The organism is Geodermatophilus sp. SYSU D00705, from assembly GCF_054050135.1.
Window position 1 is genome coordinate 1 of sequence record NZ_JBJGYT010000027.1, and the last position, 18,753, is coordinate 18,753.

General features: G+C 74.1%; 18 protein-coding genes and 1 pseudogene. 5 read left to right on the plus strand and 14 right to left on the minus strand.

Annotated features, from left to right (window positions below):
* The coding region (locus ACI78Q_RS18055; RefSeq protein ID WP_456924816.1) for a hypothetical protein at positions 1–238 on the minus strand (238 nt) is incomplete at its 3' end.
* A 147-nt stretch (positions 239–385) separates the two neighbouring features.
* Here ACI78Q_RS18055 and ACI78Q_RS18060 point away from each other — a divergent pair.
* Entirely contained in the window at positions 386–1,057 is a 672-nt protein-coding gene (locus ACI78Q_RS18060) for a FadR/GntR family transcriptional regulator (protein ID WP_456924817.1), read from the plus strand.
* A 142-nt stretch (positions 1,058–1,199) separates the two neighbouring features.
* On the opposite strand, the gene ACI78Q_RS18065 is transcribed toward ACI78Q_RS18060, so the two are convergent.
* The 3 genes from ACI78Q_RS18065 to ACI78Q_RS18075 all read right to left on the minus strand — a co-directional run bounded on the left by ACI78Q_RS18065 (position 1,200) and on the right by ACI78Q_RS18075 (position 3,718).
* Entirely contained in the window at positions 1,200–1,385 is a 186-nt protein-coding gene (locus tag ACI78Q_RS18065) for a hypothetical protein (RefSeq protein WP_456924818.1), read from the minus strand.
* Positions 1,386–2,124: 739 nt separating this feature from the next.
* Positions 2,125–3,231: an alpha/beta hydrolase fold domain-containing protein gene (locus ACI78Q_RS18070; protein WP_456924819.1), complete on the minus strand. Its 1,107-nt coding sequence runs from the start codon at positions 3,229–3,231 to the stop codon at positions 2,125–2,127.
* Positions 3,232–3,469: 238 nt separating this feature from the next.
* Positions 3,470–3,718 (minus strand): hypothetical protein, encoded by a 249-nt coding sequence (locus ACI78Q_RS18075; protein ID WP_456924820.1) that lies wholly within the window; start codon positions 3,716–3,718, stop codon positions 3,470–3,472.
* A 188-nt stretch (positions 3,719–3,906) separates the two neighbouring features.
* Here ACI78Q_RS18075 and ACI78Q_RS18080 point away from each other — a divergent pair, with 188 nt between their 5' ends.
* The gene (locus ACI78Q_RS18080) at positions 3,907–4,149 is read left to right on the plus strand and encodes a hypothetical protein (protein ID WP_456924821.1); all 243 of its coding nucleotides are present in this window, start codon (positions 3,907–3,909) and stop codon (positions 4,147–4,149) included.
* Positions 4,150–4,412: 263 nt separating this feature from the next.
* Here ACI78Q_RS18080 and hisH read toward each other — a convergent pair whose 3' ends face one another.
* Entirely contained in the window at positions 4,413–5,051 is a 639-nt protein-coding gene (gene hisH / locus ACI78Q_RS18085) for an imidazole glycerol phosphate synthase subunit HisH (protein WP_456924822.1), read from the minus strand.
* A gap of 103 nt (positions 5,052–5,154) precedes the next feature.
* Between hisH and ACI78Q_RS18090 the strand changes: the two are divergent.
* Both ACI78Q_RS18090 and ACI78Q_RS18095 read left to right on the plus strand, forming a co-directional pair.
* Positions 5,155–5,367, plus strand: a pseudogene (locus tag ACI78Q_RS18090) (metalloregulator ArsR/SmtB family transcription factor); the annotation flags it as partial.
* 44 nt (positions 5,368–5,411) lie between these two features.
* Entirely contained in the window at positions 5,412–5,546 is a 135-nt protein-coding gene (locus ACI78Q_RS18095) for a hypothetical protein (RefSeq protein ID WP_456924823.1), read from the plus strand.
* Positions 5,547–5,563: 17 nt separating this feature from the next.
* Here ACI78Q_RS18095 and ACI78Q_RS18100 read toward each other — a convergent pair whose 3' ends face one another.
* Genes ACI78Q_RS18100 through hisD form a run of 4 tightly spaced genes read right to left on the minus strand, consistent with a single transcriptional unit; the run spans position 5,564 to position 8,782 of the window.
* Positions 5,564–5,740 (minus strand): hypothetical protein, encoded by a 177-nt coding sequence (locus tag ACI78Q_RS18100; RefSeq protein WP_456924824.1) that lies wholly within the window; start codon positions 5,738–5,740, stop codon positions 5,564–5,566.
* Positions 5,741–6,337 (minus strand): imidazoleglycerol-phosphate dehydratase HisB, encoded by a 597-nt coding sequence (gene hisB / locus ACI78Q_RS18105; protein WP_456924825.1) that lies wholly within the window; start codon positions 6,335–6,337, stop codon positions 5,741–5,743.
* Between the two features lie 4 nt (positions 6,338–6,341).
* Complete coding sequence (locus ACI78Q_RS18110) at positions 6,342–7,481, minus strand: histidinol-phosphate transaminase (RefSeq protein WP_456924826.1); 1,140 nt, start codon at positions 7,479–7,481, stop codon at positions 6,342–6,344.
* Positions 7,478–8,782: a histidinol dehydrogenase gene (hisD, locus tag ACI78Q_RS18115; RefSeq protein WP_456924827.1), complete on the minus strand. Its 1,305-nt coding sequence runs from the start codon at positions 8,780–8,782 to the stop codon at positions 7,478–7,480. The genes ACI78Q_RS18110 and hisD overlap by 4 nt, the downstream gene beginning before the upstream one ends.
* Positions 8,783–8,904: 122 nt before the next feature.
* Here hisD and ACI78Q_RS18120 point away from each other — a divergent pair, with 122 nt between their 5' ends.
* Positions 8,905–9,702 carry an LON peptidase substrate-binding domain-containing protein gene (locus ACI78Q_RS18120; RefSeq protein ID WP_456924828.1) on the plus strand — a complete coding sequence of 266 codons (798 nt, stop codon included), beginning with the start codon at positions 8,905–8,907 and terminating at the stop codon, positions 9,700–9,702.
* Between the two features lie 88 nt (positions 9,703–9,790).
* On the opposite strand, the gene ACI78Q_RS18125 is transcribed toward ACI78Q_RS18120, so the two are convergent.
* From ACI78Q_RS18125 to benA, 5 genes are read right to left on the minus strand one after another with little or no spacing between them, the layout of a single operon-like run.
* On the minus strand, positions 9,791–12,487 hold the full coding sequence (locus ACI78Q_RS18125; protein ID WP_456924829.1) for a LuxR C-terminal-related transcriptional regulator: 2,697 nt from the start codon (positions 12,485–12,487) through the stop codon (positions 9,791–9,793).
* Entirely contained in the window at positions 12,484–13,842 is a 1,359-nt protein-coding gene (locus ACI78Q_RS18130) for an MFS transporter (protein WP_456924830.1), read from the minus strand. The genes ACI78Q_RS18125 and ACI78Q_RS18130 overlap by 4 nt, the downstream gene beginning before the upstream one ends.
* Before the next feature lie 55 nt (positions 13,843–13,897).
* On the minus strand, positions 13,898–16,624 hold the full coding sequence (benC, locus tag ACI78Q_RS18135; RefSeq protein ID WP_456924831.1) for a benzoate 1,2-dioxygenase electron transfer component BenC: 2,727 nt from the start codon (positions 16,622–16,624) through the stop codon (positions 13,898–13,900).
* 13 nt (positions 16,625–16,637) lie between these two features.
* On the minus strand, positions 16,638–17,177 hold the full coding sequence (gene benB / locus ACI78Q_RS18140; protein ID WP_456924832.1) for a benzoate 1,2-dioxygenase small subunit: 540 nt from the start codon (positions 17,175–17,177) through the stop codon (positions 16,638–16,640).
* Between the two features lie 11 nt (positions 17,178–17,188).
* Positions 17,189–18,577, minus strand: a complete 1,389-nt coding sequence (gene benA, locus ACI78Q_RS18145; protein ID WP_456924833.1) for a benzoate 1,2-dioxygenase large subunit — start codon at positions 18,575–18,577, stop codon at positions 17,189–17,191.
* Between the last annotated feature and the right edge of the window lie 176 nt (positions 18,578–18,753).

Consider the following 18,753-nt stretch of genomic DNA (forward strand, 5'->3'; position numbering starts at 1 on the left):
TGATGTGGCGCCGGGGGGTCGGCATCGGCGCCAGCAGCGGCTCCGCGTGGTGGGGGTGCGGCGGGGGGGCGGGCGGCGGCGCAGCGCGCGCGGGCCCCCCCCCCCCCCACCGCTCGATCAGCTGCAGCACTCCGGTGCCGGTGGGCAGGAGAGGGGAGACGTCGCGGACCACGCCGCGGTCGGCGTCCACGACGCCTACGCGCTGGTCGGTGCCGGTGGAGAACGTCACGAGCTTCATGGGTGTCAACCAATCTGTACCAATGGGACCAATGCTCGGTCTGGCTGGAACGCTACGACGTGATGCACACCATGTCGAGGGGACTTTCGGCCCACTTTTCCGCGTTCCAGATTGGTGCTGATTGGTCACCCGCGGTACGGTGGCCGGGTGTTGAGCATCGAGCAGGCGTTGCGCGCCCTCGTCGACGACGGGGTCGCCGAGGGCTCCCTGGTCCCGGGCGCGAAGCTGCCCACCGAACGAGACCTGGTGGAGCGGTTGTCCGCGCCGCGCAGCGCGGTCCGCCGCGCCCTCGACGCGCTCGAGGCCGAGGGGCTGGTCATCCGCCACGTCGGGCGGGGCACCTTCCTCAGCGAGGCGGCGTTGCGCCGCAACGGCGGCGCCCCGGCCGACTGCAGCCCGGCCGAGATCATGCAGGCGCGCCTGGTGATCGAACCGCCGCTGGCCGGGCTGGCGGCGCGCGTGGCCCACCAGGCCGATCTGGACCGGATCATCGCCTGCCTGGACGCCGGCGGCGCCGCCGAGGACTTCGAGGACTTCGAGGGCTTCGAGTCCGCCGACGCCAAGCTGCACCGGGCGATCGCCGAGTCCGCGCACAACGGCCTTCTGATGAACATGTTCGACGTCATGAACACCGCCCGCGGGCTTCCGGTGTGGGGCAGCCTCAAGCGGCGCACCTCCAGCCCCGAGCGGCGTCGCTGCTACCACACCGAGCACACCGCGATCGTCGAGGCGCTGTGTGACCGCGACCCCGACGGCGCCGAGACCGCGATGCGCGACCACCTGCGGCATGTCGCCGACAACCTCCTCGGCCGCCCCTGACCCACCCCGGGGCACGCGATCCCGTGTGGGCCTACGTCATCAGCGCACGTGGGGATGGGCCGGGCGCGGTTGCCGGTGGAGCCGTTTGCGGATGGGCGGCCGAGGTGTCTCTGAAGCCGTCTTGTGTCCCTGAGCGGCCCACTCAGGGCGACTGCTGAGACGCCTCTGCTCGACGTCGGCGACGGCGCTCGCGGGTGAGGACAACGCTGTTGAGGACGAAGAAGCCCACGCCGTAGACGATCCAGCCGAACCAGCCGAGGTTCCCGCGATTCAGAACCAAGCCCAGCGCCAGGTCGAGGAAGCCGGTCTGAAGCACAGCGATGAGCACTGCTCCTAGAACAGGGCGCTCCCAAAGGAACCGCAGATCACGGCGCACGTCCGGGAGTATGGCTGAGCGGGGTCGCGCACCCTCCCAGAAGCCGCCTCGCGTCCCTGAGCGGCCCACTTGAGGACACCCCGTGCCCACCAAGCAGGAGCAGCCCGGACTCTAGGTCCAGGCTGTGACCGTGGGCCAACCGTGGGACGAGTACCGGAAGGCGAGACTCCCTCGGGGCTGGGCTTACCCGCGTGGGCCAGAGCGGATTGCCGAAGCGCTCAAGGACGTCGGCGCAGTCGTGGGTTCCCTCAGCCTCGGGAGACCAGACCTGCCGGCGAAGTCTGGACCGCTGACCGTCTTCGACGTCGTGTGGCTCGGCGACGCCCCGGCCGGCTACTTCGGCGAGATTCGGACCGGGAGCAGCCGCCTGCGCGTGAGGTGGACCGCTGTCCCCACTGCGGATCGACGCCATGTCGTGCACCAGCTGGAGGAGGGCCTCCTGCGACAAGGTTGCGAGTGGGCTGCAGCGGCTCTGACACGTGGCAATGCCTGGTCAGCGTCGGAGCATCGGTTCTGGGTCACCTACGCGAACGGCCACATGCGAGTGTCCGAGGTCTGAGCGCCGACGAGGCCACCAGGCCTCCTCGCCCTGAGCGGCCCTTCAACGCGTCTGCCGATGGTCAGCGGGCGTGTGGTGATCTCGGTCCGGGTATCGCATCGACGGCCCAGCGGAGCGCGCGGACGGTAACGCTCAGAGCGCGTCGGCGAATCCCCGGATGTCACGCACCACCGCCTTGTACGACTCCGGGATGGCGGCGCGAAACGACATGTCCGCGGCGTGAGTGAGGCCGAGGTTGACCCTCCCGACCACCGGGACGCCTGCGCGCTGCAGCAGCCGGAAGTACGCGATGCCCTCGTCGCGCAGTGGATCGAGCTCGTTGACCGAGATGACGTGCGGCGGCAGGCCCTCCACGTCGCGCTCGGTGGCGAAGTACGGCCACGCCAGCGGGTTCTCCGCGTTTTCACCCGTGGGGTCGTACACCGCCACCAGCATGTCCATCATCGAGCAGTCGATGTAGTGCCCGTCGTTCTCCACCATCGACGGCAGCTCGCGCAACTTGCGGTCGCGGTCCCAGCCGTAGCCTCCGCTGATGTAGGGCACCATCGCGTACACCCCGTCGATGCGGTCCAGCCGACCTTCTCGCTTGGCCTTGAGCGTCGTCGCCAGCACGAGGTTCGCCCCGCCGGACTCGCCCTGCAGGACGATTCGGGAGATGCCGAGCGCGTCACGGTGCTCGTGCACCCAGTCCAGCGCGGTGCTGCAGTCGTTCAGACCGGCCGGGAAGGGGTTCAACCCATCGGCGGTCCAGGCGTTCCGGAAGCCGGGCGTCACCACGACCATGCCGGTCGCCGCGAGGTCCTCGCTCCAGCGCCGGTGCACCGCGTTGTGAGCTTCGAGGATCGTCATGCCCCCGCCGTGGAGGTAGACGGTGCAGGGCAGCCGTCCCTCGACGCCGGCCGGACGGAAGACATGCAGCGGGATCTCGTTGCCGTCCACGCCCGTCGCGGTCTCCAGCCGGTACTCGACGTCGGCCCGCACCTCGTCCGGCCAGTCGCTGGGAACCGCCGCGTACAGGCCCTCGAACCCCGCGTGCGACTGGCCGACGAACTCCGCGACCACCTCCGGCGCGGCGGTGCGGTCGAACGGGGCGGGAGCAGCTCGGCCGTCGAGCCCGAACGCGGCGAGACCGGCGCGCAGCCCCGGGTGCAGCCGGGGATCGGTGCGCAGCTCGACGTCGGGGTCGGCGAGCCGCCCCTCCTGCCGTGCGTGGACCCTCTCCTGCGCCGTCTCGCTCATGTGGCCTCCGACCTGCGACAAGTTCTGATCTGCCGCAGCGGACCGTGGCATGGGTCACTTTCGAGCGTCAAGGAGTCCGGGAGGAGTCGTGGGACTCGCCTGCCTGGGACTTCATGGCACGCACGCGGCGGGACGAGGAGCTGCACAGGAGTTTTGGTCTCGAGTCGCCTTGAAGCCGTCTTGTGTCCCTGAGCGGCCCACTTGGAGACACCCCACGGGCGCGGCTCGGCGCAACCTCTCACCACTCGATGAGGTTCGGGTCCTCCCAGCCGATCGTGGGTCCGTTGCCGGAGACTCTCTCCTCCCAACCGTCTCGATCCCGCTGGAAGTACATCCGGTAGTCGTAGTGACCGTTCACGGTCAGAGCGACCTCGGCGCGGTCGCCAGCAACGGTCACCGACCGGACCTGTGCACCGGCCCGCTCCGGCCACTCGGCGAGGGCCAGCCGTTCGAGGTTCCGCCGATCATCCGCCTGGATGCTAGGCACCGGCGGAGTGTTGCAGCCCGGATGTCCCAGAGCGGCCCACTTGCGGACACCGACAGCGGTCGCGGCGCACATAATCCGCAGGACAGGCCCTGGTTTGCCGAAGGCACATACGTAGCGGCTGTCACGACTTCCGTCCATCCGCCGCGTGGCTCCGCGGGTACAACGACGGTTCGGGAGAGGTTCAGCTCGTGCCCAACCAGCCGCTCCTGCCGCCGCCGCCGTCTACATCCCCGCCGCGAGGGCTGGCCGACGGGGTGGTCCGCAAGCGAGTGATCCGCATGTCCCTCGCGGTCCTGCTTCTCGCGGTCGTCATCTGGTCCGCTGTTAGCCCCGAGACGCTCGCGCACGCGTTCACCCTGGGCGTCGCGGGTTTCACGATCTGGCACGTCGTCATGTTCTTCGTCACACAGGGACGCGGCCGGGCTCGATAGGCGGTAGATGGGCTTGGGGGAGGCTGTCCGCGCGGTCATCAACCGCAGGTGGGAACTCGGTGCGGCGTCAGGCCGGTCTCGTCCCATGTCGCGAAGCCTCAGCGCGCCAAGCCTCGGCGCTGAGCGCCATCGAGCGATGGCTGTGGGTGTCTCATAGGCCGCCTTCAGGGCGAGGTCGAGCGGGCACCGAGAGGCACGTTGCGGCCAGTCAGCGCAGGCGGGAAAGGCTCCAGGTCGCGGTGCGGTCCCGGAGGACCTCTGGTTCAGACCGTCTGCAGCCAGTTGGTCAGCAGCTGCGCGCCGGCGTCGCCGCTCTTCTCCGGGTGGAACTGGGTCGCCGACAGGGCGCCGTTCTCGACCGCGGCGACGAACCGGTCGCCGTGCTCGGCCCAGGTCACCAGCGGCGCGGCCAGCGGGGACGGCGCCCCCTCGGCGCCGAGCGGGAAGTTGCGCACCCCGTAGGAGTGCACGAAGTAGAAGCGCTGGTCCTCGAGCCCGGCGAACAGGACGCTGCGCTCCGGGACCTGCACGGTGTTCCAGCCCATGTGCGGCAGAACCGGCGCCTGCAGCGGCTCGACCACCCCGGGCCACTCGCCGCAGCCCTCGGCGTCCTGCCCGTGCTCGACGCCGCGCTCGAAGAGGATCTGCATGCCGACGCAGACCCCGAGCACGGGGCGGCCACCGGCCAGCCGCCGGCCGATGACCCGCGGGCCGTCGACGGCGCGCAGCCCGTCCATGCAGGCGGCGAAGGCGCCCACGCCGGGGACGACGAGGCCGTCGGCGTCGAGGGCCGCCTGCGGATCCCCGGTCACGGTGACCTCGGCGCCGACCCGGGTCAGCGCCCGCTCGGCCGAGCGCAGATTGCCCGACCCGTAGTCGAGGACGACGACCTTCTTCTTCACGCCTGTCACGGTACCGAGCAGCACCGCGACGTCTCCGGGGATTCCCGGGACGACGTGTCGGGCCGGGGTGACACGTCGGAGATCTCCGACGCAGCCTGGCGGCGTGCCGGAGGACGTCTTCCTCCCGCTGGCGCACCCCGTGCGCCGGCGGCTGCTGGAGCTGCTGGTCGACGGTCCCCGCACCGCCGGTGAGCTGGCCGCCCAGTTCGAGCTCAGCCGGCCGGCCGTCGCCGAGCACCTCTCGGTGCTGCGCCGGGCCGAGCTGGTGCGGGACGAGCCGTCGGGGCGCCACCGGCACCACTCCCTGACCACCGAGCCGCTGGAGCGGGTGAGCGACTGGCTGGCTCAGTTCGAGCGCTGGTGGCGCGCACCTGCGCGCCCTCGCCGACCTCGTGGAGGACGACCGCAGGGGCGGTTCCCTTCGACGACATGGGCCCGGGCTGGCGCGACGTCGTCCTCCCCCGGCTGGCCGCCGTGGTGGGCGAGCCGGCCTGAGCCGGCCGGCGACCGCCTCAGACCATCCGGAGGATGCCCGAGGCGGTCGCCAGCAGCGCCGCCGCCAGCAGGACGACGGCGAAGAGCACCTGCGGGCCGGTGCGGCCCCGGGTGTCGGAGTCGGCCTTCCAGATGCTCCAGGCCCCGCCGAGCAGGAAGCCGCCGACGACGAGCAGCAGGACGGCGAAGGTCACCTACAGCGCGCCCTTGGTGGAGGGGACGTCGGTGACCCGCGGGTCCAGCGCCACGGCGACCCGCAGCGCCCGAGCCAGGGCCTTGAACTGGCCCTCGACGATGTGGTGGGCGTCGCGGCCGGCGTAGAGCACCCGCACGTGCAGGCTGATCCGCGCGTTGAAGGCGAAGGACTCCAGCACGTGCTTGGTCAGGCTGGTCGGGTAGTCCGGCCCGATCATCGGCGTCATGTTCTCGGGCTCGGCGTGCACGAAGTACGGCCGGCCGGAGAGGTCCACCGCCGCCTGCGCCAGCACCTCGTCCATGGGGATGGTGGCGTCGCCGTAGCGGGTGATGCCCTTCTTGTCCCCCAGCGCCTGGGCGAACGCCTGGCCGAGGGCGATCGCGACGTCCTCCACGGTGTGGTGGGCGTCGATGTGCAGGTCGCCGTCGGCGCGCACGGTGAGGTCGATGCCGCTGTGCTTGGACAGCGCGGTCAGCATGTGGTCGTAGAAGCCGACCCCCGTGCTGATCGAGCTCGTGCCGGTGCCGTCGAGGTCGAGCTCGACGACCAGCTTGGTCTCACTGGTCTCGCGCTCGACGCGTGCAGTCCTGCTCATGCGTTCAGTCTCCCAGGCGGTGGTCGGCCGCCACCTCACCCAGGGCGGTGAGGAAGGCGTCGGTCTCCTCCGGCGTCCCGGCCGTGACCCGCAGCCAGCCGGCGAGGCCGACGTCGCGCACGAGGACGTCGCGGTCGAGCAGCGCCTGCCAGGCCGCGCGCGCGTCGGCGAAGCGGCCGAAGAGCACGAAGTTGGCGTCGCTGGCCACGCTGGTCAGCCCGAGGCCGGGCAGTGCGGCGACGATCCGGTCGCGCTCGGCCTTGACCGCGTCCACGGTGGCCAGCAGCGCGTCGGTGTGGGCCAGCGCCGTCCGGGCGGCGGCCTGGGTCAGCGAGCTCAGGTGGTAGGGCAGCCGGACCAGCTGCAGCGCGTCGACGACGGCCGGGTCGGCGGCGAGGTAGCCCAGCCGCAGGCCGGCCATGCCGAAGGCCTTGCTCATCGTGCGGCTGACGATCAGCCGCGGCCGGCCCGGCAGCAGGGTCAGTGCCGACGGGGTGCCGGTGCGGGCGAACTCCGCGTAGGCCTCGTCGACGACCAGCACACCCGCGGTGGCCTCGTAGAGCGCCTCGATGGTGGCGAGCTCCACCGCGGTGCCGGTCGGGTTGTTCGGGCTGGTCACGAAGACCACGTCCGGGGCGACCTCGCGGACCTGCGCCGCCGCGGCGTCGGGGTCGATGGTGAAGTCCGGACGCCGGTGGCCGTCGACCCAGGCGGTGCCGGTGCCCGCTGAGATGATCGGGTGCATCGAGTACGACGGCGTGAAGCCCAGCGCGCTGCGGCCGGCGCCGCCGAAGGCCTGCAGGATCTGCTGGAGGACCTCGTTGCTCCCGTTGGCGGCCCACACCTGCGCCGCGTCGAGCTCCTGGCCGCTGGTGCGGGTCAGGTAGGCGGCGAGGTCGCGGCGCAGGTCGAGGGCGTCGCGGTCGGGGTAGCGGTTCAGCTCCAGCGCCGCGTGCCCGAGCGCCTCACCCAGGTCGGCCAGCAGCTCCGGCGGCAGCGGGTGCGGGTTCTCGTTGGTGTTGAGCCGGTACTTCGCCGGCAGCTGCGGGGCGCCGTAGGGCGTGCGGCCCCGCAGCTCCGGCCGCAGCGGGAGCTCCTCGAGCGTCGCGCTCTGCCCGTTGCGTGACCTCGCGAGCTCGGTCACGGGCGCTGCCGGGCCCGGACGGCGGCGGCGTGGGCCGGGAGGTCCTCGGCGCCGGCGAGGGCGTCGATGTGGCCGGCGACCTCGGCGAGGGCCTGCTCGTCGTACTCCACGACGTGGATGCCGCGCAGGAACGACTGCACCGACAGGCCGCTGGAGTGGCGGGCGCACCCCCCGGTGGGCAGCACGTGGTTGGAGCCGGCGCAGTAGTCGCCCAGCGACACCGGCGACCAGGCGCCCACGAAGATCGCGCCGGCGTTGCGCACCCGCATCGCGACCTCGCGGGCGTTCTCGGTCTGGATCTCCAGGTGCTCGGCGGCGTAGGCGTCGACCACCCGCAGCCCGGCGTCGACGTCGTCGACCAGCACGATGCCCGACTGGCTCCCGTCCAGCGCCGTGGTGATCCGGTCGGAGTGCTTGGTGGCGGCCACCTGGCCCGGGACGAGCCCGAGGACGGCGTCGGCCAGCTCCTCGCTCGTCGTCACCAGCACCGCGCCGGCCAGCGGGTCGTGCTCGGCCTGGCTGATCAGGTCGGCGGCGACGTGCACCGGGTCGGCGGTGTGGTCGGCGAGGATGGCCACCTCGGTGGGACCGGCCTCGGAGTCGATGCCGATGAGCCCGCGCAGCAGCCGCTTGGCCGCCGTCACGTAGACGTTGCCGGGGCCGGTGACCATGTCGACCGGCTCGCAGCTGCCGGCGCCGTAGCCGAAGACCGCGATGGCCTGGGCGCCGCCGACGGCGTAGACCTCGGTGACCCCGAGCAGCGCGCACGCGGCGAGGACGCCGGGGTCGGGCAGGCCGCCGTGGTCCCGCTGCGGCGGGGAGGCCACCGCGATCGACTCCACCCCGGCGATCTGCGCGGGGACGACGTTCATGACGACGCTGGACAGCAGCGGCGCCAGGCCGCCGGGCACGTAGAGGCCGACCCGGCGCACCGGCAGCCAGCGCTCGGTGACGGCGCCCCCGCGGACCACCTGGGTGGTGACGTCGGTGCGGGCCTGGTCGGCGTGCACCCGCCGGACGCGGGCGATCGCCTCCTCCAGTGCCGCCCGGACGGTCGGGTCGATCTCGGCCAGGGCGCGGTCGATGGCGGCCTGCGGCACCGCGAAGTCCTCGAGGTCGACGCCGTCGATGCGGGCGGTGATCTCCCGGACCGCCTGGGCGCCGCGGATGCGGACGTCCTCGCACAGCGGCCGCACCGTCGCCAGCACCGAGTCGATGTCGGTGGCGGCACGGGGCAGCAGGCCGGAGAGCTCGCGCACCCCCGGCAGCGCGGATCCACGCAGGTCGATGCGGGCGAGCACGGGCGGACCTCCGGGCGGTTCCGAGGCGGGGAACGGGAACACCCCAGGGTAGACGGGGCCGCCCGGGGCTCTGCCGCGCTGCCCGCTCTCGCGCCGTCCCCTGCCCCGTAGGCTCGGCTGCCGTGGGCGACCTGATCCCGCTCTTCCCGCTGGGCACGCCGCTGTTCCCCGGGGTGGTCCTGCCGCTGCAGGTCTTCGAGCCCCGCTACCGCCGGCTCGTGCGCGACCTGCTGGCCCAGCCCCAGGGCGACGGACGGTTCTTCGGCGTGGTGGCCATCCGGCAGGGCTGGGAGGTCGAGCAGGTGGCGCCGGCCGAGGCGCTGTACGACGTGGGCTGCACCGCGCGGCTGCAGGTGGTGCGCCCGCAACCCGACGGCGGCTTCCGGATCGTCACCGTGGGCGGCGACCGGTTCCGCTTGCTGGAGGTGCACGTCGGCGAGGACCCGCCCTACCTGCAGGCCGAGGTGGAGTGGCTGCACGAGGAGGAGGCGGCCGAGGAGGCCGCCGGCGACCAGGAGGGCCTGGCCCCGGCGGACGGCGGCGTGCCGGGCCCCGAGCTCGACGACCTGGTCACCGACGTCGCCCGCCGCTCGCTGGACGTGCTGGTCCAGGGGGTGGCCGAGCTGTTCGCGCGGTACGTCCTGGCGGTGGCCGGCCTCACCGGGGACGCCGGTGAGGAGGCCGACGAGCCCGGGTTGCTGGAGGGCGTCGCCGACGACCCGCAGGCGCTGTCCTACCTGGTCGCCTCGGCGGCCCTGCTGACCACCGAGGACCGCCAGGCGCTGCTCGCCGAGTCGGCGACCCGCCGGCGGCTGCGGGCGGAGTCGCGGCTGCTGCGGCGGGAGCTGACCCTGCTGGAGACCCTCGGCGCGGTGCCCGCGCCGCTGCAGCGCTTCGCCGGTCCGCGCAGCGTCAACTGACGCCGGTCCCACCCCGCGGGTCCTCCGTCTCTGAGTGCGCCCGCACTCAGGGACGTACAGCCCGCCGACCTCCCGGACCGGAGGGCGCTCAGGCCGGCGCCGACGGCTCGCGGCCGCGCAGCGCGGCGAGCTCGGCGCGCGAGCGGACGCCGAGCTTCGTGTAGATGCGGGTCAGGTGGTACTGCACCGTCTTCTCCGAGAGGTAGAGCTCGGCGGCGACCTCGCGGTTGGACAGCCCGCTGGCGACCAGCCCGGACACCGTCCGCTCCTGCGGGGTCAGCCGGGCCGCCCCGTCCTCGGGGCGGCCCGGGCCCAGGCCCGCGGCCCGCAGCTCGCGGTCGCAGCGCGCGACGGAGGTGGCCGCGCCGAGGGAGAGGTAGACGTCGCGCGCGGTGGAGATGGCGGCGTCGGCCTCGCGGCGCTTGCCCGCCCGGCGCAGGGTCTGGCCGAAGGCGAAGCTCACCCGCGCGCGGTCGTAGCGCAGCGGCAGGTCCTCGAGCAGCCGCAGCGACGTGCCGAACGCGTCGCGGGCGGCGTCGAGGTCGCCCTGCGCGCCGAACCACCGGCCGCGGGCGTAGCCGAGCCGCGCCCGGGTGGAGCGGTGTCCGCGCTCGGTGGCCCGCTGCTCGTGCGGGGTGAGGAAGGCGTCGGCCTCGGCCAGCAGCCCCTCGAGCACCAGCGCGTTGGCGTGGACGTCGGCCCAGGGCCAGGCGCCGGGCTCGTCGACCCAGCCCTGCGGACCCGCCTCGGCCAGTGGCCCGAGGGCGCGCAGCACGCCGGCGTAGTCGGCCTGGGCCTCGGCGACGTGGGCGCGGGCGAGCATCGAGGGCACCCGCATGATCGCGTAGTCCGAGCTCCCGGCCTCGCCGTCCCGCAGCGCCTGCTCCGCGGCGGCCCAGTCGCCGCGCAGCGCGTGGACCTGCGCCGCGGTCCAGTGCAGCAGCGGCCCGACGAGCACCATCCCGGTGCGGGTGACGAGGTCGGCGCCCTCCCGGACGGCGCGCAGCGCGGCGTCCCACTCGCCGGTGGCGAACCGGGCCCGCGCCAGCCAGCCCAGCGCCCAGAGGGAGATGCGGTGCGAGCCGCCGAGGTAGGTGGTCGGGACGGCGCTCTCCAGCTCGGCGGCGGCCCGCGCCACCTCGTCGAGGGCCAGGTGCAGCCAGCCCTCGCCGAGGGCGACCCGTTGCGCCTGCGCGCCGGAGCGGACCCGCTCGGACAGCGCCCGGTAGCCGGCCAGGGCCTCGGCCGGGGCGCCGGCGCCGGCCACCCCCAGGCCGCGGATGGCGACCGCCTCGAGCGCCTCGGGCGCCCCGGGCCCGGCCAGCTCGATGGTCCGGTCGGCCCAGGCGACCAGCTCCCCGGCCCGGCAGCGCGCCAGCTCGTGCAGCACGAACCGCTGACTGACCAGCGCGGCCCGGCCCGGGTCGCGGTCCGGGTTGACGAGGTCCCAGGCGCGCCGCAGCCGGGCCTCGGCCTCCACCGCCCGGCCCTGGACGATGGCCAGGTACCCGAGGACGGCGTTGCGCAGCGGGGTCTCCCGGAGGCTCTCCACCTCGGGCACGAGGGCGGCCGCACCGATCGAGTCGCCGGCGCCGACCAGCGCGTCCACGGCCCCGAGCAGCCGGTCCTCGCGCGAGCGCCGGTCCTCCGACAGCCGGCTGGCGTCGGCGAGCAGCGCGGCCGCCTCCGCCCAGGCCCCCTCGGCCGCGCGCCGGCGCGCCAGCGCGTCGAGGTCGCCGGCGAGCGCGGCGTCGGGGCCGACGCTCGCGGCGACGAGGTGGCCCAGCCGGCGGGTGGGGTCCTCGACGACGTCGGCGGCGCGGCGGTGCGCGCGCGCGACGGCGGCCGGGCCCATGGCGGTGAGCACGGCGGCGGCGACCAGGGGGTCGGCGGGCGCCAGCTCCGCGGGCCGGCCCGGTCCCGTCGGACGCAGGAGGCCGGCCCTCTGGGCGGCGTCCAGGGCGGCCAGCAGGTCACCGACCCCCGACAGGGCGGCCGCCTCGGGGACCGGGGCGGGGCCGAGGACGGCGACCGCCTCGGCCAGCGCGCGGGCCCCCGGATCGCACCGGGTCAGCTGCTCGCGCACCCGGGCGGCCACCGCGGCCGGGGCCGGGAGGTCGGGGCGCCGGCCGGACCAGGTCTCGCTGGGCAGCTCGTCGAGCAGGGCGGCCACGTGGCCGGGCACTCCCCCGGTGTGCCGCCAGAGCTGCTCGGCCACGGCCGGTGACAGCGGGGTGCCGCGGGCCGCGGCCAGCCGGGCGACGTCCTCGGCGGAGAACGGCTCGACGACCACGGTCGCGGTGGCCGACCGCAGGAGGACCTCGAGGGTGGCCGGGGTCGCCTCGGCCGGGACGAGCGGGCTGACCAGCACGACGGTCAGGGCGGCGCGGTGCTGGTGGCGCACCGCCGTCGCCAGCGCCTGCAGCGACTCCGGGTCGCTCCAGTGGGCGTCGTCCACAAGGACGACGGCGCGGGCCTCGGCCGAGCCGCCGGCGTGCCGGGCGACGACCTCGGCGGCGGCGAAGGGGTCCGGCGGGACCGGGACGCCGGCCAGCAGCTGGTCGAGCACGGCGTACGGGCGGGTGCCCTCCCACGGGGCGCCGCGGGCCTCGAGGACCGGGCCCGGGTGCCGGTCGACGGCCTCCCGGACCAGCGCGGTCTTGCCGGCCCCGGGTGCGCCGGTGACCCGGACCAGGGACGGGCCGAGCCCGCCGTCCCGGAGCAGCCGCTCCAGGCCGGCGAGCTCGGCCTCCCGGGCCACCAGCCCGGGGATGGCTCCCGTCACGCGGGAACGGTAGCCCCGGCGACGGTGGGTGCCGGGGTCTGCGCGACCGGTCCGGTGTCGGCGTGCGGGGTGCGGGGCACCAGGGCGGTGACCAGCGCGCCGAGCAGGGCGATGCCGGCGAAGAGGAAGAACGCCGTCGTCCCGCCCAGGCCGGCGCCGACCAGGACCCCGCCGAGCACGGGCCCGACGATCCCGCCGAGCCGGCCGAACCCGGCGCACCAGGCGACGCCGGCGGCCCGGGCCCGGGTCGGGTAGTAGTTGGCGACCAGGCCGTAGACCAGGACCTGGGTGCCGATGGTCCCGACGCCGGCGACCGCCACCGCGAGCAGCAGGACCGCGAGCGGCAGCTGGGCGGGCAGCAGGGCGAGGGAGAGCGCGGCGAGCACGAAGGTGGCCGCGATGACCCGCTTGGCGCCCACCCGGTCGGCCGACCAGGAGGCCAGCAGGCCGCCGGAGATCGCGCCCAGGTTGAGCACCAGCAGGAAGGCCAGCGAGGCGCTCGTGCCGTAGCCGTTGCCGGTCATGATCTGCGGCAGCCAGGTGTTGAGGCCGTAGGTCAGCAGCAGGCCGGCGAAGCTCATCGTGCCCAGCAGCAGGGTCGGCACCGCGAGCGGACGGCGGACGAGTGCGGCGAACCCGAAGCGGACGGGCGCGGCCGGCGCCGCGACCACCGGTGCGGTCTCCAGCGGCACGCCGGTGCGCTCGCTGACGGCTGCCGCCTCGGCCGTCCGGCCCCGGGAGGCCAGCCAGCGCGGCGACTCGGGCAGCCGGAGCAGCGCCAGGGGCAGCAGCGTGACCAGCGGCAGGGCACCGACCCACAGCAGCCCCCGCCAGCCGACGGCGTCCCCCGCGACCAGCGCCACCACCGAGGCGAGGACGCCGCCGGCCGGGACGCCGCTGTAGACGACCGCGTTGAGCCGGTTGCGCCGCTCGGCCGGCGCGAACTCGGCCACCAGCGCGCCGACCGTGGCGACCAGGGCGCCCACGCCGATCCCGGTGAGGAACCGGAAGAACGCGAAGGTGCCGACGGTGGGCGCCAGCGCGGTCGCCGCCATGCCGATCGAGAACCAGGCGAGGTTCACGACCACCACCCGTCGGCGTCCGATCCGGTCGCCGACCGCTCCCGCGGCGAGGGCGCCCACGAGGACGCCGACGAGGGCGTAGCTGCCGAGGGTGCCGGCCTGCGCGGGCGTGATCGGGCCCAGCTGGCTCGGGTCGCCCAGCAGCGTGGGGACGATCGTCCCGTAGACGACCAGGTCGTAGCCGTCGAACACCAGGGCGGCGGTGGACAGGGCGACGACCCAGAGGGTGCTGCGCCGGCGGCGCTCCTCCGGCGTGCGGGGGTTCTCGGGCATGGCGGGACTCCGGGTGTCGAAGGGGGGCGAGGGGGTGGAGCGGGAGGGCGACGGGTCAGCCGAGGTCGCCGCCGGCGACGGGCAGGACCGTCCCGGTGATGTAGGAGGCCTCGTCGGAGGCGAGGAAGGCCAGCGCGGCGGCCTGCTCGTCGAGGGTGCCGTAGCGCTTCATCAGCGAGGAGTCGACGGTCTGGTCGACGATCGTCCGGTACCAGGCCTGCTCCTGCTCCGTCTGCGGCGCCGGGCCGCGCGGGATGCGCCGGGGCGGCGCCTCGGTGCCGCCGGGGGCGGTGGCCACCACCCGGACACCGGAGGGCGCCAGCTCCAGCGCGAGGGCGGTGGTGATGGCGTTGACCCCGCCCTTGGCCGCCGCGTACGGCACCCGGTTGAGGCCGCGGGTGGCGACGGAGGAGACGTTCACGATCGTGCCGGAGCCCTGCGCGACCATGACCGGCGCGACCGCCCGGCACGACCACAGCGTCGGGAACAGCGACCGGCTGATCTCGGCCTCGATCTGCTCCGGCGGGTAGTCGGCGAAGGGCTTGGCCCAGATCGTGCCGCCGACGGTGTGGATGGCGACGTCGATGCGGCCGAAGCGGGTCAGCGCCTTCTCGACGACGTCGTGCGCGCCCGCCCACGTCTCCAGGTCGGCGGTGACGGCGAGCGCCTCCCGGCCGGCGTCGGTGAGCTCGCCGGCGAGGTCGTGGACCAGGTCGGCGCGGTCGGCGAGCACGAGCGCACCGCCCTCGGCGCTGATCCGGCGGGCCGTGCGCTCCCCGATGCCCTGGGCGGCACCGGTGACCAGCACGACCCTGCCGTCGAAACGGCCCGGGCTGACGAAGGCCGGCCGGGTGCGGGCGTCGGCGTCGGCCATCGCCCGCCGCACCGTCTGCTTCGACCGCTCGGCGTGCTGGGTGATCAGCTCCCGGGCCCGCGTCCGGTCGCCCGCCTCGACCGCGTCGACGATGTCGAGGTGGTCCTGCGTGCAGCGCGGGTGGCACCAGGTGGCGCGCCGCAGCACCTTCTCCATGTGCCCCTTCACGCCGAGTGCCTGGTAGGCCTGCAGCAGGTGCTCGTTGCCGGTCAGGCCGAAGAGGTGGTCGTGGAAGGCGGCGTTGGCCTCGGTGTAGGCCGCCGCGTCGACGAAGGAGTCGCCCCGGACGTGGGGCACCGTCGACTCCGCCAGCAGCCGGTATCCGGCGACCTGCCCGCTGGACAGCCGCCCGAGGGTCAGCTCCAGCGCGCCGAGCTCCAGGGCCTTGCGGGCCTCGAAGATCGCGTCGGAGTGGTGCACCGAGGGGTGCTCCTCGCCGATCTCGTACCCGCCCGCGGCCGGCGTCCGGGCATCCGGATCGGTCGGCCCGACCCCGCCCAGGTCGGCGCGCTCGGGGAACAGCTCCTGGCCGGCGAGCGACCGGCCACCCCCGACCGGGCGGAGACCGCCGTCGGGGTCGAGCGGGGTCACCGGGCCGTCGCCGCCGGGCACGGCCAGCCGCTGGCCGGCGACCGTGCGGGCGGTCGCGGCCTCGTCGGCCGGTGCCGTCGCCCCGGTGGTGCCGAGCGGGGCGAGCTCGGCCGGCGGCAGGAGGACCTGACCGGCGAGGGCCCGGCCGTCGGCGCCGACCGCCGCCGCGGAGGCCGGCGTCTCCGGTGCCCGCGGCGCGGGGACGGCCACCGGCGCCGGCTCCGCCTCCCGCGGGGCCGGCGCGGTCGCGGCGGGCTCGGGCGCCGGCGCGGCGGGCGCCGCGGCGCCGGAGGGCGCGAACTTCTCGTAGTAGAAGCCGGCCGGGACGACGCCCTGCTCGGCGAAGTGGCCGCGGACGGCCTCCACCATCGGCGGCGGGCCGCAGAGGTAGACGCCGACCTCGCCCCCGTACAGGTGCTCGGGCCGGAACAGGCTCGTGACGTAGCCCTGGTTCGGGGCCGTGGTCGCGGGGTCGGCGACGCAGTGGTCCCAGGTGAAGCCGGGGATCTCGTCGGCGAGCTGCGCCAGCGTGGCCAGCTCCACGACGTCGTCGTCCGTGCTGGCGCCGTAGACCAGGTGCGCCGGGCGCGCGCTGCCGTCGTCCCGCAGCGTGCGCAGCATCGACAGGATCGGGGCCAGGCCGGTGCCGCCGGCGACCAGCAGCACCGGGTCGTCGGACTCGCGCAGGAAGAAGCTGCCGTGCGGCCCGGTGAAGGTGATCTCGTCACCGACGGCGGCGCGGTCGGTCAGGTACGTCGACATCGCCCCGCCCGGGGTGAGCTTGACCAGGAAGGTCAGCGCCTCCTCGTCGGGGCCGTTGCTGAAGGAGTACGAGCGGCTGACCGAGGTGCCGGGCACGGCGAGGTTGACGTACTGGCCGGGCAGGAACGCCAGGTCGGCCCGCCCCGGCGTCTCGAGGGTGAGCGAGACGGTGGTCGGCGACAGCCGCTCCAGCGCCGTGAGGGTGCCGGTGTGGGTCGCGGCCTGGGTCTTGGCGACCGCCGAGGTGCTGGCGATCTGCAGGACCAGGTCCGACCGCGGCCGCATGCTGCACGGCAGCACGTAGCCGGCCCGGGCCTCGTCGTCGGAGAGGGCGTCCTCGATGTAGGCGCCGCCGTCGTACTCCCCGGACTCGCAGAAGGCCTTGCAGGTCCCGCAGGCGCCGTCCCGGCAGTCCAGCGGGATGTTGATGCGCGAGCGGTAGGAGGCGTCGGCGACGGTCTGGTCGGGCGCGCACGTGATGAACCGGGTGACGCCGTCCTCGAAGGAGAGCGCGACGCGGTGGGTGCCGGTCGGCGTGGGAGCGGTCTGCGTCATGACGGCACCGGCCTCAGAAGTGGTACACGTCGACGACGTGGTGGATGTAGTCGTTCTTGAGCACCACGGTCTTGCGGCGGATGAGCGGCGCCGGCCCGGAGAAGTCGATCGTGTAGAAGGACGTCCCGTAGTACGGGTCCACCGTCTTGTAGCGGAAGTACATCGTGTGCCAGTTGAAGCGGACGTCGACGAGGTCGCCGCGGCGCTCGATGACCTCGACGTTGCTGATGTTGTGGCTGGTCCGCGGCTCGGGCAGTGACGTGGCGCTGGAGCGCTCGGTGCGGATGCGGAAGACCCGGTCGGCCAGGCCGCCCTTGTTGGCGTAGTAGACCAGCGAGATCTCCCGCTGCGGGTCCTCGGTGAGCCGGTCGTCGTCGGTCCAGCAGGGCATCCAGTACACGACGTCGTCGGCGTAGCACTCGAGCCACTTCTCGAACTCGCGGTCGTCGAGGTAGCGGGCCTCGCGGTAGAGGAACTGCTCGATCGCGTTCTGGTCGATCCGGTCGCGGGCCGGCCGGTCGGAGACCGGCGGCCGGGGCTCGGTGATCGTCATGACGGTCCTCCTCAGGCGGTCGGGGCGGGGACGGCGGCGGGGGCGGCCGCGGCCTGCTCGCGGGCGAGCGCGGCGCGCATGGTCTGCAGCCAGTAGCCGTGCTGGACGGGGTAGAGCCCCTCGTCCTCGTTGCGCAGGCCGGCGGAGACGACGCCGGTCATCCCCAGCGACTCGGCCATCGGGTCGGGGCCGTGCAGCCAGTGCTGGGCGCCGCGGCTCATGTCGTTCCACGGCGCGGCGGTGGCCCGGAAGGTGAGCTGGCAGGAGCGGAACTCCTCCAGGTCGTCGGGGGTGGCCATGCCGGAGGCGTTGAAGAAGTCCTCGTACTGGCGGATGCGGTGCGCGCGGGCCTCGGCGCTCTCGCCCTTCGGGGCGATGCAGTAGATCGTCACCTCGGTCCGGTCCGGGGCGATCGGCCGGAAGTGCCGGATCTGCGTGCTGAACTGGTCCATCAGGTAGACGTTCGGGTAGAGGCACAGGTTGCGGGAGCCCTTGACCATGAACTCGCCCTTGGTCTCGCCGAACTGGGCCTTGAGCTCGTCCAGGCGGTCCCACAGCGGCCGGTCCTGCGGGTTGCCGGCCCAGGTCCACAGGCACAGGTGACCGTTCGGGTAGGACCAGTAGCCACCGCCGGACTTCCCCCAGCTCCCGGCGTCCAGGGCCTTGGTCGCGTTGGTCGACTCCCCCGTGCTGCGCCGCGAGGTGGTGGCGGCGTAGTTCCAGTGGGTCGCGGTGACGTGGTAGCCGTCGGCGCCGTTCTCCGCCTGCACCTTCCAGTTGCCGTCGTAGGTGTAGGTCGACGAGCCGCGCAGCACCTCCAGCCCCTCCGGGGACTGGTCGACGAGCATGTCGATGACCGTCGTCGTGTCGCCCAGGTGCTCGCGCAGCGGGACGACGTCGGGATCGAGGCTGCCGAACAGGAAGCCGCGGTAGCTCTCGAAGCGGGCGACCCGCGTCATGTCGTGCGAGCCGTCGCGGTTGAACGACTCCGGGTAGCCGGCGCCCTCGGGGTCCTTGACCTTCAGCAGCGTCCCGTCGTTGCGGAACGTCCACCCGTGGAACGGGCAGGTCAGCGTCGTCCGGTTGTCGGTCTTGCGGCGGCAGATCATCGCACCGCGGTGGGCGCAGGCGTTGATGAGGCAGTGCAGCTCGCCGTTCCTGTCCCGGGTGATGACGACGGGCTGGCGGCCGATGTGGGTGGTGAGGTAGTCGCCCGGGTTCTCCACCTGGCTCTCGTGGGCGAGGTAGATCCAGTTGCCCTCGAAGATGTGCCGCATCTCGAGCTCGAAGACCTCCTCGTCGGTGAAGATCCGGCGGTTGGCGCGGAAGACCCCCGCCTCGACGTCCTCGACGACGGCGTCGGAGAGCACCGACTCCACGTGGGTCAGCGTCTGGGTCATGAGGTCCTCCAGGGGGCTCTCGCTCCGGGGACCCGCGGGGCGCGGGCCGTGGGCTGGTCGGTCCGTCCCAGCGTCACAGCGGGTGGTGCGCGTCACACCCGAGGAATGCCCAGTCCCGACCCAGGGGGGGACTGATCACCGCCGCTTATCGATGTGCCGGCAATACGTCTTTGTGT